Origin of the sequence: Myxococcus sp. AM009 (genome assembly GCF_013372605.1) — a bacterium.
GTDB classification, from domain to species: domain Bacteria; phylum Myxococcota; class Myxococcia; order Myxococcales; family Myxococcaceae; genus Myxococcus; species Myxococcus vastator.
In genome coordinates, this window is sequence record NZ_JABXEP010000104.1 from 16966 (window position 1) to 29853 (window position 12888).

Sequence of the window (12888 nt, forward strand, 5' to 3'; positions counted from 1 at the left end):
CAGTCGTCGAGCGTAGGGACCGGCTGATCACACCGTCAAAATGTTTCTGAAACTGGATTGATTTCTCACACCACCGGGCACAACGCAGTGTGGCAAGAACGAGCTTCCGGCCGAGCGGGAGGGGTGTGGTAGGAAATCGCGCATATGCCGACCGAGCCGTCTCGTGCCCGCCGCCCGCGCCGTCACTTCTCGATGATTCGCACGTTCGTGCTCGCTGACTTCGTGACGCTGGGCAACGGCTTCGCGGGCGCGGGCGCCATCCTCTCCTCCATGCAGTACCTGGCTTCCGGGGAGGTGGGCTGGCTGTGGGTGGCCTTCGGCCTGATGCCGGTGGCGCTGGTGATGGACGTCATGGATGGGCGCATCGCGCGCTGGCGCTTCAAGAAGTCACCGCTGGGCGCGGACCTGGACTCACTGGCGGACGTCATCTCCTTCGGCATGGCGCCGGCGGCGCTGGCCTTCGCGGTGGGGATGCGCGGCTCGCTGGACGTGGCGGCGCTCCTCTACTTCGTGGCGTGTGGCATCAGCCGGCTGGCGCGCTTCAACGTCACGTCGGCGGACCTGTCGGACGACACGGGGAAGGTGAAGTACTTCGAGGGCACCCCCATTCCCACCAGCCTGGCGCTGGTGATGGTGATGGCCGCGGCGCTGTGGGCGGGGCGCATCGGTCCGGACCTGTGGGGCGGTGTGTGGCGCCTGGGGCCGTTGGTGCTGCACCCGTTGGCGCTGATGTTCGTGGCCAGCGGAAGCGCGATGATCAGCAAGACATTGCGCATTCCGAAGATTTGATACCGGACACCCACCCACCCCTGGGCGCGGGGTTCCCCATGTGTGGCTGGTTGCCCACCCTGAAGTGGGTGCCTAGCTTCGCCACCGTTCCTTCCGCCGTCCTCCATGTGGGGCGCGCGGCGGCCAGGGTTGACGGTAGTGGGGAAGGGGTGGGCCATGACAGGGCGCTTGGGCTGGGTCGCCCTCGCGGTGGTGGGGTTGCTGGTCGGTTGCGCGGATCGCGAGCGCTCGGCGCTGGCGGACGGGCGGCTGACGGCGACGCCGAGTGGCGTCGACTTCGAGCGGGTGGCCATCTTCGATGCGCGCGAAGCGGAGATTTCGCTGCGCAACGTGGGCCGCGCACCCGTTGACGTGAACGAGGTCTGGGTGGAGGGCCCGGAGGGGGCCTACCGCGCCGAGTTCACCCATGAGGGGCCGCACAGCTTGCAGCCCGGGAGCGCGTGCTCGCTGCGCGTGCGGTTCGCGCCGCCCGCGGAAGGCTCTCAGCCGGCGGTGCTGGTGGTGCGCTCGGACACGCGCATCGAACCGCTGCTGCGCATCCCCCTGACGGGGAGCGGCGTGGACGCCTGGGCCCGCGTGTCGCCGCGGCGGCTGGACTTCGGCCGCATCGAAGCGGACGCCACGAAGGTGCTGCCGCTGCGCCTGGAGAACCCCACGGAGCTGCCCGTGGAGGTGACGCCGCGGCTGGTGGGCGCGGACCGCGACGAGTTCAGCGTGGAGCCGGTGACGCTTTCGCCCGGTGAGGGGCGCGAGCTCATGGTGACGTTCCACCCGGTGCGGGTGGGCCGCAAGCAGGTGGCGCTGGCGGTGTCGCCCTGCCGCGGCTGCGCGGACGTGACGGTGCAGGTGGCCGCGGAGGCGCTGGAGCGCGCGGTGGTGGCCGAGCCGGAGGTCCTGGACTTTGGCGCGGTGCCCGTGGACCGGGACGCGGTGCGCGAGTCGAGCATCCGCAACATCAGCACCGAGCCGGTGACGGTGACGCGGCTGACGCTGGAGGGCCGCGACGCGTCCTTCACCCACAACAGCGCCGGCTTCCCCCTGGTGCTCCAGCCGGGCGAGGTGCGGTCCTTCACGTTCCGCTACACCCCGGACCACCAGGGCGCGGCGCAGGACACCGCGCTGTACCACGTGGAGAGCCGCCGCCATCCGACGACGCCCGTGCAGCTGCGCGGCTACGGCGGCGCGCCGGAGCTGTGTGTGTCCCCGTCGTTCCACGACTTCGGCACGCAGCCGCTCGGCGCGAAGGTGCGCGTCATCGTCAACGTGAAGAACTGCGGCGCGTCCAACGAGGGCGGGCTCACCATCAACACGCTGGGCTGGCTGCCGCAGCAGGGTGGGGCGCCCCAGTTCAACCACACGCCGCTGGCGCTGCCGGTGACGCTGCCGCCCGGCGGCGAGGTGAACCTGGAGGTCTTCTACGAGCCCACCGAGCTGCGCGCGGCGGAGGGCTCGCTGGTGATGACGACCAACGCCTTCTCCGCGGCCACGGTGCAGATGGACTTCCGCGGCAACCCGGAGGCGCACGCGCCCTGTGAGCTCGCGCTCACGCCGCAGGCCCTGGACTTCGGCACCATTCCGCCCACGCAGGGCGCGGTGCTGGGGCTCAAGCTGGAGAACCGCGGCACCGACTTGTGCCCGGTGAAGAACATCCGCCTGCGGGACGACGGCGGCGGCGTCTTCACGCTGCCGGGCGGGGACCTCTACGGCGGCATCATGTACCCCGGCGACTGGTTCAGCTTCCAGGTGGCCTTCATGGCGCCCGTGGCGGGGGGGCACTTCACCGGCACCGTGCAGATTGAGCAGATGGAGCCGGCCAACCCGGTGATGCTGGTGCCGCTGGTGGCCAACACCCAGGCGGTGTGCCTGGTGGCCTCGCGCCGCTACATGGACTGGGGCGTGGCCCGGCCGGACTGCCCCGCCGAGCCCATGGAGGTGAACTTCCTCAATGCCTGCGCCGCGCCGGTGACTGTGAGCGACGTGTGGATCGGGCCGGGCACCACGGATTCGGAGTTCGGGCTGTCGGCGTTGCCAGACCCCATCCCCTTCGTGCTGCCGCCCAACGAGGCCTTCACGGTGGGCGTGGAGTACTTCGGCCTGGTGTCGGGCATGAACCTGTCGCCGCTGTATGTGGGCTCCAGTGACTTGCCGGCGCCGCTGATGGTTCCGCTGGTGGGCGAGTCGTCGATGCGGGTGGAGAAGACGGACAACTTCGTCCAGCAGGACGTCAGCAAGGTGGACGTGCTGCTGGTGGTGGACAACACCGCCTCCATGGCGGTGGAGCACCCGCGGCTGGTGGAGGCCATTCCGACCTTCGTGCAGACGGCGTTGGACCGGGGGGTGAGTCTCAACGTGGCGGTGACGACGACGGGCATCCACCCGGTGACGCCGTCGGACCCGGCCAACGCGTGCCCGGGCGGCGCGGAGGGTGGCGAGGCGGGCCGCTTCTTCCCGGTGGACCAGTCGCTGCCGCGCATCCTCACGAACGCGACGCCGAACCTGGCCCAGCAGCTCCAGCAGAACGTGCAGGTGGGCCGGTGCGCGGAGGTGGAGCAGGGCTTCGAGGCGATGCGCCGCGCGCTGTCCCGGCCGCTGGTGAACGGCGCGGATGACCCGCGCACGCCGCTGCCCAACGACGGTAACGCGGGCTTCCTGCGCGAGGAGGCCGCGCTGGTGGTGCTGTTCGTCAGCGACGAGGATGACCACTCGCCCGACGCGGTGGACACCTACGTGGACTGGGCCCAGCAGCTCAAGGGACAGAACCAGCCGCAGCGCGCGACCTTCTACGCCATCGCTCCGCCGGCCGAGGGCTGCGCGACGGCGGGCGGCGCCGGTACCCGCTACTCGCAGGCCACCTCACGCACGGGAGGCGAGGTGGTGAGCGTCTGCGCGGAAGACTACCGGCCGCTGCTGCAGGCGGTGGGCGACAAGGCCTTCTCCGCGCAGGAGCGCTTCCCGCTGAGCGACCTGCCGGAGCCCGGCAGCGTGACGGTGATGGTGAATGGCACGCCGTCCACGACCGGCTGGACCTACGACGCGGCCACCAACAGCGTGGTGTTCAACGTCGTGCCGCCAGCGGGCACCCGCATCGCCATCAACTACCGCCGTTCGTGCGACGCGATGTAACGCACCCGGAGGGCCGGATATCCGGCCCTCCACGGTGGTGTCAGTCCCCGGTGCTACAGGTCTGCTTCCGCCTGTGCGGATGACCAGAAAATTGGAGGTCACCTCGCGGTGTGTACCCTGAGGTCGTACCTGCAGCTGCCGAGGAGGCACCCGGTGAACTCCCAGGACTTTGAAGGAACGATGACGAGCGCGGCCCGCCCCTCTGGAAGGGCCCCTGGGCTGCGCGTCATCAAGGGAGAGGGGCAGCGGAGGGAGGAGCCGCTCGCTTCCCGGGACGCCGTGGCCCGGGTGCTGATGGAGGCCGGGGCGGACCTGCTGCTGCGGCGAATCAGCCCGGCGCGGGCGGGGGAGATTGAGCGGAAGGTGGACCGGGTCCTGGACCTGTTCGACCGGGTGGACGCGGCGCCGGTGCTGATGCCAGTGCTGAAGCGGCACCTGGACGAGCTGGAGACCCTGATGCGGGAGACCCGCGAGGTGCGGGCCGCTCGGAGATAGCGACAAAGGCCGTTTCCGGAGCAGTTGGGGGTTTGACCCTCCTTCCCGGTGCGCTTACGCTCGGGGCCATTCCGCGCCCGGAACTCGGGGCCACTCCAAGGGTGGTTGTTTAGGGGCCGGTCAGGTCGCCGTGTCCATCGAAACCTATGGCAGGTATCAGCTCCTGAAGCGTCTCGCCACGGGCGGGATGGCGCAGATCTATCTTGCGCGGCCTCAGGGGGCGGAGCCTGACAAGCGGGTGGTGGTCAAGCGGATCCTCCCGCACCTCGCGGAGAACGACGACTTCGTCAAGATGTTCCTGGACGAGGCGCGCATCGCCGCCCGGCTGAACCACCCCAACGTGGTGCAGATTTTCGACCTGGGCGCCCAGGACGACTCCTTCTTCATCGCCATGGAGTACATCCACGGCGACGACCTGCGCCGGCTGTGGAAGCAGTCGGAGCTGATGGGCCAGCCGCTGCCGGTGCCGCTGGTGTGCCGCATCCTCATCGAGGCCTGCGCCGGCCTGGACTACGCGCACAAGCGCACGGACCCGACGACGGGCCGGCCGCTGGGCATCGTCCACCGCGACGTGTCCCCCCAGAACATCCTGGTGACGTTCGAGGGTGGGGTGAAGGTGGTGGACTTCGGTATCGCCAAGGCGGCGGACCAGGCCACGGTGACCCGCTCTGGCGTGCTGAAGGGGAAGTATTCATACATGTCCCCGGAGCAGGCGGCGGGCATGCGGGTGGACTGCCGCGCGGACATCTTCGCGCTGGGCATCGTCCTGTACGAGCTGCTCACCGGCACGCGCCTGTTCAAGCGCCCCAACGACATCCAGACGCTGACGGCGGTGTCGGAGTGCCGGGTGGTGCCGCCCTCGCGCGTGACGGCGCATGTGCCGGCGGACCTGGACGCCATCGTCCTCAAGGCGCTCGCGAAGGAGCTGCCGGACCGGTACCAGGAAGCGGCGCACCTTCAGCACGCGCTGGAGGAGTGGCTGCGCGCGCACCAGGCGCCCGCATCGTCCGCGCACCTGTCCGCCTTCATGAAGGAGGTCTTCGCGGAGCGGCTGGCCGAGGAGGCCCGGGCGGGCGATGTGCTGGGCGAGGACTCGGATTCGGGCGCGTCGAGGCAGGAGGCTCCGCCGCGCCGCACCGGCCTGCGGCCCGCGCTGCCGCCCCGTCCACCGCCGATGTCGCCGGAGGATGACGCGACGGCGGCGCTGCGCCCGCGACCGGCGTCCCGGACGGGCCGCTTCGAACTGGAGCCGGACAAGCCCGCGCCGCGGCAGACGGGACAGCGCCGGGCGGTGGAGCCCGAGCGGCCCTCGCGCTCCGGCATGAACGTGGCGCCTCCGCCGCCTCCTCCGCCCGTGGAGGAGGACGCGCCCACGGTGGATGCGCGCGCGCCCGCGTCGGTGACCCGGACGGACGTGAAGCTGGGCGGGGCCGCCGCCGCGCCGACGGACCCTCGAGGCGCTCTGCGGCCATTCGGCAACACGGGGCGCTTCGATGTGGGCGCGCCGGCCCTCCCCGTGGATGACGAGGATGCCCCCACGGTGGATGCCCGCGCCGGCGCGCGCTCGCAGGCACGAGGGGGGTTCGTCGTGGAGGAGGACGCGCCCACCATCGCCATGGTGGACACGGGCCGGCCCGCGCGAGTGGTGATTCCGCTGCGGGACGGGGAGCAGCTCGAGGAGGACGCCCCCACGCTGTCGCTGGGCATGGCGCGCGCGGCGAAGCGCCCCGTGGCCCGCGCGGCGGCGACGGGCGGCAAGACGTGGCTGTACGTGGTGGGGCTGGGGTTGCTGGTCGTCCTGGCGGTGGGCGTGGTGTTCTGGTCGATGCGCTCGACGGAGCCAACCCCGGTGTCCTTGGACCCGGAGGCCGCGGTGCCCGCGCGCGTGCCCATGCAGGCCGAGGCGCCGACAGAGCTGCGGCCCCCGCCCGTGGTGCACCATCCTCCCATGGAGGCCGCGCCCGCGCCGGTGCGGCTGCACATCGAGACGCAGCCCGCGGACGCGGTGGTGCTGGTGGATGGCCAGCGCCACGGCGAGCGGCCGGTCGTGCTCGAAACGGCGGTGGGCCAGCAGGTCGCCGTGCGAGTGGAGGCCGACCGGCACCAGGCGCAGACGCGCACGGTGACGGTGGGTGAGGAAGCGGAGCAGGTGGCGCGCTTCACGCTGGAGCCCGAGCCCGGTGCGGTGACCGCCGCGCCCGTGGCGGCGGTGGTTCGCGAGCGGCCGGCCCGGCCGGAGCCCCGGCAGGAGGGGCGACTGGCCCGGGTGCGCTTCGTCGTGCATCCATGGGCGGAGGTGACGTGCGGTGGCAAGCGGATGGGCGAAACGCCCTTCGAGGCCGTGGAGCTGCGCGTGGGCAGCTATGACTGCCGCTTCGTCAACCCCGACCTCAAGAAGACGCTCAGTCGACGTATCGAGGTGAAGCCCATCGACCTCAACGTCGTGAGCGTGAAGTTCGAATAGCACATGCCTTGGATGCTCCCGTGACGCTCGAAGCCGGCACTCACATCGGCAAGTACGTCGTCCGCCGCAAGCTCGCCGAGGGCGGCATGGCGGAAATCTACTTGTGCACGGCGCGCGGCGCGGAGGGCTTCGAGAAGGAAGTCGTCATCAAGCGGGTGCGCGCCTTCCTCGCCAGCGACCCGGAGTTCGTGGGGATGTTCATCGCCGAGGCCCGGCTGGCCTCGCGGCTGAACCACGCGAACGTGGTGCAGATTTTCGACTTCGACAAGCACGAGGACACGTACTACCTGGCCATGGAGTATGTGCGCGGCTGCTCGTTGTGGGAGCTGCGCAAGCGCGGCAAGGAGCTGATGGAGCCGGTGCCGCCCATGCTGGTGGCGCACATCGGCGCCGAGGTCGCCCGGGGGCTGCACTACGCGCACCGCGTCCGCGTCAATGGCCAGCCGCTGGACCTGGTGCACCGGGACGTCACGCCGCACAACGTGCTGCTGTCCTTCGACGGCGCGGTGAAGCTGACGGACTTCGGCATCGCCAAGGCGGGCAACAAGCTGACGCAGCCGGGCGTGCTGAAGGGCAAGTTCGCGTACATGTCGCCCGAGCAGGCCCGGGGCGAGGCCGTGGATGCGCGCACGGACATCTTCGCGCTGGGCGTGGTGCTGTGGGAGATGCTCACCGGCGGTCGCCTGTTCGACGGGGACTCCGAGGTGGCGGTGCTGCGCGCGGTGCAGCTGAGCACCATCCCGCCTCCGGCCCGGCTGAATCCGGACGTGCCGGCGGACCTGGATGCCGCCGTGGTGCGCGCGCTGGACAGAGACCCCGCGCTGCGCTTCCAGACGGCCGCCGAGTTCGAGCGCGCCCTGGCCCAGTGCGTGCTGACGCATGCGAGGTCCGTGGATGACACGGACCTGAGCGCCTTCATGCGCCGCTTGTTCCCCACCAGCCTCACCCAGGCGATTCCCACCGTGCAGGAGCGCACGCACGTCGTCGTGGAAGGGGAGCCGGCACCTGGGGCAGGGGTGGGGGCCGTGCCGCGCGAGCCCACCGCGGTGCTGGCGCCTCCTGGCCGCAGCGGCCTGGCGTTGCCGACATCTCCGGACGAGGACGTCAACGCGCCGACCTTCGTGTTGCCTCGCAGGGGCGAGGAGGCCGCGCTGGACGCGGCGCCGCTGCCGCCCATGGCCACGCCGATGATGCCGCTGCCCGCGGTGGCGTCGTCGCCGGTGCCTCGCGGTGCCGCCTCCAGCGAGGATTCACGGGCCGAGCAGACGCCGAGCAGGAGCTCGGGTGTCCCGGCGGTGTCTGGGAGCGCGCGAACCCCGAGTCGTCCGGACGGGAGCGCCGCCGTCGCGTCACCGTCAGGGCCCTCCGGGAGCCTGAGGCTGGCCAGCGCCTGGGACGATGAGGACGACGACGAGGAAGGGACCCCGTCGAATACAGAGCCAGAGTCGCGTCCCGGGATGTGGGCAGCCGCGCCTGAGGCTTCCGAGGTGCCCGCGGCGGGGGTCCATGCGTCCGGCCCCGAGGCTCGCGCGGCGAGTGCTCGTGCGCCCGGCCCCGACGCGCTCGCAGCGAGTGACCGTGGCTCCGGGGCCGAGGTGTCCGCGACGGGGGCCCGTTCGTCCGGTCCCGAGGCGCTCGCAGCGAGTGCTCATGGCTCCGGGGCCGAGGTGTCCGCGGCGGGGGCCCGTTCGCCCGGCCCCGTGGCCCCAGGGGCCGTGCCGACGGCGCGCCGTCCGTGGGCGCTGGGGCTGTCCGTGGCGTTGGGGCTCGCTGTCGTCGGGAGCGGCCTCGCTGTGATGCGGGGGCCCGGTGCAGCTCCTCCGGTGACGCCGACGGAGCCCGTGGTGGCCGCACCCGTTGTGGATGAGGCCGTGCCGGATGACCAGCCCGCGCCGTCAGCGGCGCCTGGGAGCGCCGGGAGCGGGGAGCAGGCGCCCGCCGTAGCCGCCGACGACGCCGCCGACGCCGACGCCGAGGTGGACGGGCTGATGCGCGAGGAAGTGCTCGTCGCCGCCACCAACCCGCCTGCCGCCCCCACGCCGGGTCCTGCTGAGCCCCAGGAGACGAAGCGCGTGCGCGCGGCGCCGGCCAGCGGAACGCTCCAGGTCCAGGCCGCGCCCTACGCCACCGTGTTCATCAACGGCAAGCGCATGGGCGAGGTGACGGGACGGGCGTCGTACCGGTTGCCCGCCGGCAACCACAAGCTCGTCTTCCAGCACCCGTCCGGCGAGCGCCGCTACGACGTCGCCGTCACCGCGGGAGGCACCGTCAGCCGCGAGTTCCGCGCCCCCAGGGGCCGCTGAACCAGGCCGGCTCCCGGCGCGGCGGCCTCACCGGCGGCCGCGCCAGAACCTGACCGCAGGTCCGAAGTCACCCGCCCGTGCTCGCTTCGGCTTGAGCGCCGTCGAAGTCCAGTGCTGAACGCTGCCGCCGCGCACCAGGCGAGCTGCCTTCGGCCTGTCACGCCTACCTCGCCCCACCTGCCGTCCCGCCTGTTCAAAGGCGCGCGATTCGTCCGTCGCCGCCTGCCTGCCTGGTGGTCTGCCTTGACACCCAACCGTCCGTTCTGGCACTCAGTGGCCTCCACTCAGTGGATTATATTCAATGGAATCCATGGACCTGCTGGCTCCTGAGGAGATTGCTCGGATCGAGCGCGAGAACGCGAGCGGTCTGCCCGCGAGCGCCATCCTGGAAATCTTCCGGCCACGGGGCGTGCGCCTCTCGGAGGCGACGTTCCGGAAGTACGTGCAGGCGGGCTTGCTACCCAGGAGCCGCCGGGTGGGCCGGAAGGGGAAGCACCAGGGGAGTGTCGGGCTCTACCCGGTGGAGGCGGTGCGCCGCATCAATGTCATCAAGAAGATGATGGCGGAGGGGCACACCCTGGAGGACATCAAGCGGTCCTATGTCTTCCACGGCAACTACATCGACCAGTTGGAGCGGGACCTGGCGGGCCTCCTGAATGGGTTCCAGGAGGAGCTGGGGGACCGTGCCTTTGGGGGGGAGCATCGGCGTACGCTTGAGGCGCAGCTAGCAACCTTGCGGCAAAGAGCGCAGGATCTGGTCCGGGATGTCGCCCGGCTGGGTAGTGCCGTGACCGCACGCGCAGACGAAACCATCCGTTCGCAATAGAATACCCGGGAACCGGGTAGACTGGCCTCACGTGGAGGGGACATGTCGGAAGTGAAGCAGCTACAGGAGGAGGGGGGGGACCAGGAATCGGACCAGGCGCAGGAGCGCCGCCGTTCCAAGACCATGTCGCGCAAGGAGATGGCGCGCGACCTGCGGAGGCGGCGCCTCACGGGGCAGGTTGATCCCGAAGAGGCCGACCTGCTGAAGCAGATGGACGACACGCGGCCCCGCACGCGCGCGGACTGCATCAACGGTCCCCGGCCGTGCAACTTCGTCTCCTGCAAGCACAACCTCTACCTGGACGTGAATCCGGAGACGGGGTCCATCAAGCTCAACTTCCCGGACAAGGAGATCTGGGAGCTGGAGCACACCTGCGCCCTGGACGTGGCGGAGAAGGGCGGCATCACGCTCGAGGAGGTGGGGGAGATCATGAACCTCACCCGTGAGCGCATCCGCCAGGTGGAGACGCGCGGGCTGATGAAGCTGCGCGAAGCCACCGAAGCCGAGCCGCCGGTTTCGGCTCGCAAGCCCTGATGTCCGCGGGTGGTTTCCACCCGCAAACGTAGGGCCGACGTGTTGCGTTGACACCCCAGGGGGTGGTTGCTACTACCGCCGCTTCCCGCACACCGAGGCCCACACGTGCTGGCTCTCCTGAGCGTTTCCGACAAGCGAGGTCTGGTTTCCTTCGCCCAGGGGCTCGTCCGCCTGGGCTTCCGGTTGTTGTCCACCGGGGGCACGCTGGAGGCGCTCAAGGGCGCGGGGGTGCCCGTCACCAAGGTGTCCGAGCACACGCAGAGCCCCGAGATTCTGGGTGGCCGCGTGAAGACGCTCCACCCCCGCATCCACGGCGGCATCCTGGGACGGCTGGAGCTGGAGGCCGACCGGGAGGAGATGAGGGCGCACGGCATCGAGCCCATCTCCCTGGTCGCGGTGAACCTGTATCCGTTCCGGCAGACGGTGGCCTCGGGCGCCGCGGAGCCGGAGGTCATCGAGCAGATTGATATCGGCGGGCCCGCGATGGTGCGCGCCTCCGCGAAGAACTTCCGGCACGTCTCGGTGGTGGTGGACCCGGACGACTATCCGGCGGTGCTGGCGGAACTGGAGCAGCGGCAGGCGGTGAGCGAGGACACGCGGCGCCGGCTGATGCGCAAGGCCTTCGCGCATACGGCGGCCTACGACGCCTCCATCTCCGCGTGGCTGTCCGCGCAGGCGGGCGAGCCGTTCCCGGGGGAGCTGTCGCTGGCGTTCCAGAAGTCGCGGGACCTGCGCTACGGGGAGAACCCGCACCAGCGTGGCGCCTTCTACCGCGAGCACGCCACGCCCCAGGAGCCGACGGTCGCCTTCGCCACGGTGCTGCAGGGCAAGGAGCTCTCGTACAACAACATCCTGGACCTGGACGCGGCGCTGGGCCTGCTGCTGGAGTTCCCGGAGGCCCCCGCGGCCGTCATCATCAAGCACAACACGCCGTGCGGGGTGGCGGTGGACGGCGCCCTGGTGAAGGCCTACCGCACCGCCCGCGCGGTGGACGAGGTCTCCGCCTTCGGTGGCATCGTCGCGCTCAACCGCGAGGTGGACGCGGACACGGCCCAGGCCATGGCGGAGACGTTCCTGGAGGCGGTCATCGCGCCGTCCTACTCGCCGGAGGCGCTGCGGGTGCTGGCGGCGAAGAAGAACCTGCGGCTCCTGGAGGCGGGCCCCGCGCTCGCCAGTCCCCAGGCCCGGCCGCGTGCCCAGCTGGACGCTCGCAGCGTGTCCGGCGGCATGCTGCTGATGGACCGGGACGCGGTGGAGCCGCCGCTGTCGTGGAAGGTGGTCTCCAAGCGGGCCCCCACGCCGGAGGAGGAGCGGGCCATGCGCTTCGCCTGGAAGGTGTGCAAACACGTCAAGAGCAACGCCATCGTCTTCGCCTCGGGTGACCAGCTGCTGGCGCAGGGCGGGGGACAGACGAACCGGGTGGACTCGGTCCGCATCGCGATGCACCGCGGCGGAGCGGCCCTGCAGGGGAGCGCGGTGGCCTCGGACGCCTTCTTCCCGTTCCGGGACGGCCTGGACGAGGCCGCCCGGGCGGGGGCCACCTGTGTCGTACAACCCGGCGGTTCGGTCCGTGACGCGGAGTTGATTGCCGCGGCGGATGAACATGGGATGGCCATGGTGCTGACGGGAGTGCGACACTTCCGGCACTGAGCCATGCGCATCGTCTGTCAGAAATGCGCGGCCGCCTACGCGATTGATGACAAGCTCATCACCGCCAAGGGCGTTCGCGCGCAGTGTCCTCGCTGCCGGAACCTTCAGTTGGTCCGGCGCGATCCCTCGGCTGTGCCCGCTGCTGGCGCGCCGGCTCCGGCGTCGCAGCCCGCGGCGCCCGTCACGCTGACGCCTGTCTCCGGCGCCGCGCCCGCGTCGAATCCCGCGGACGACCTCTTCGGCGACTTCGGTGCGCCGCCGCCCGCCGCGCCGACACCTGGCGCGGCTCCGGCGCCCAAGCCGGTCCAGGGCGAGCGCGCGTCCGGCTCGGACCTGTTCGGCGACTTCGGGGCGATGCCGTCGCCGGCTCCCGCGTCCGCGCCGCCCGTGGACCCCTTCGCGGACCTGGGGACGCCGGCGTCGGGAGGCGGTGGGGCGGGTGCGGAGGACCCGCTGCTCGACTTCCTGGGACCGGCGCCCGTCGCGCCGCAGGGCCTGGAGTCCCAGCCTTCGCGTCCGGCGAAGCCCGCCGCCGCGCCGGCCGCGACGTCCGGTTGCCGCGTCTGCCAGAGGCCGCTGACGGACTCCTTCGACCAGGCGCTCGGCATCTGTGACGACTGCCGCCAGCCTGGTTCCGCGCAGGTGCCGCCCGCCGCCGCGAGCCGTCCGGCCGCTCCGGCCGGGAGCTCTGACTTCCTGCCGCC

General features: G+C 71.2%; 9 protein-coding genes. All 9 read left to right on the forward strand.

Features of this window, described 5'->3' with window-relative positions; translation table 11 throughout:
- The first annotated feature begins 144 nt into the window (after positions 1 to 144).
- On the forward strand, positions 145 to 789 hold the full coding sequence (locus tag HV824_RS23680) for a phosphatidylcholine/phosphatidylserine synthase (protein WP_176418642.1): 645 nt from the start codon (positions 145 to 147) through the stop codon (positions 787 to 789).
- Between the two features lie 156 nt (positions 790 to 945).
- Complete coding sequence (locus HV824_RS23685; RefSeq protein WP_176424286.1) at positions 946 to 3912, forward strand: choice-of-anchor D domain-containing protein; 2967 nt, start codon at positions 946 to 948, stop codon at positions 3910 to 3912.
- A gap of 108 nt (positions 3913 to 4020) precedes the next feature.
- Positions 4021 to 4407, forward strand: coding sequence for a hypothetical protein (locus HV824_RS23690; RefSeq protein ID WP_176418640.1), 387 nt, complete (start codon positions 4021 to 4023; stop codon positions 4405 to 4407).
- Between the two features lie 130 nt (positions 4408 to 4537).
- Positions 4538 to 6871, forward strand: coding sequence for a serine/threonine-protein kinase (locus HV824_RS23695; RefSeq protein WP_176424287.1), 2334 nt, complete (start codon positions 4538 to 4540; stop codon positions 6869 to 6871).
- 20 nt (positions 6872 to 6891) lie between these two features.
- A complete protein-coding gene (locus tag HV824_RS23700; RefSeq protein ID WP_176418638.1) occupies positions 6892 to 9174 on the forward strand; it encodes a protein kinase in 2283 nt (760 codons plus the stop codon).
- A gap of 301 nt (positions 9175 to 9475) precedes the next feature.
- Entirely contained in the window at positions 9476 to 10000 is a 525-nt protein-coding gene (locus tag HV824_RS23705; RefSeq protein ID WP_176418637.1) for a MerR family transcriptional regulator, read from the forward strand.
- Between the two features lie 42 nt (positions 10001 to 10042).
- Positions 10043 to 10534, forward strand: a complete 492-nt coding sequence (locus HV824_RS23710; protein WP_002635080.1) for a sigma factor-like helix-turn-helix DNA-binding protein — start codon at positions 10043 to 10045, stop codon at positions 10532 to 10534.
- 105 nt (positions 10535 to 10639) lie between these two features.
- Positions 10640 to 12184: a bifunctional phosphoribosylaminoimidazolecarboxamide formyltransferase/IMP cyclohydrolase gene (gene purH, locus HV824_RS23715; protein ID WP_176418636.1), complete on the forward strand. Its 1545-nt coding sequence runs from the start codon at positions 10640 to 10642 to the stop codon at positions 12182 to 12184.
- 3 nt (positions 12185 to 12187) lie between these two features.
- A partial coding sequence (locus HV824_RS23720; protein WP_176424288.1) for a zinc-ribbon domain-containing protein occupies positions 12188 to 12888 on the forward strand: 701 nt, incomplete at its 3' end.

What these genes read in the sequence shown, in the direction of transcription:
- HV824_RS23680 (WP_176418642.1), top strand. Translation starts at nt 145, where the DNA reads ATGCCGACCGAGCCGTCTCGTGCCCGCCGCCCGCGCCGTCACTTCTCG.
- HV824_RS23685 (WP_176424286.1), top strand. Translation starts at nt 946, where the DNA reads ATGACAGGGCGCTTGGGCTGGGTCGCCCTCGCGGTGGTGGGGTTGCTG.
- HV824_RS23705 (WP_176418637.1), top strand. Translation starts at nt 9,476, where the DNA reads ATGGAATCCATGGACCTGCTGGCTCCTGAGGAGATTGCTCGGATCGAG.
- HV824_RS23710 (WP_002635080.1), top strand. Translation starts at nt 10,043, where the DNA reads ATGTCGGAAGTGAAGCAGCTACAGGAGGAGGGGGGGGACCAGGAATCG.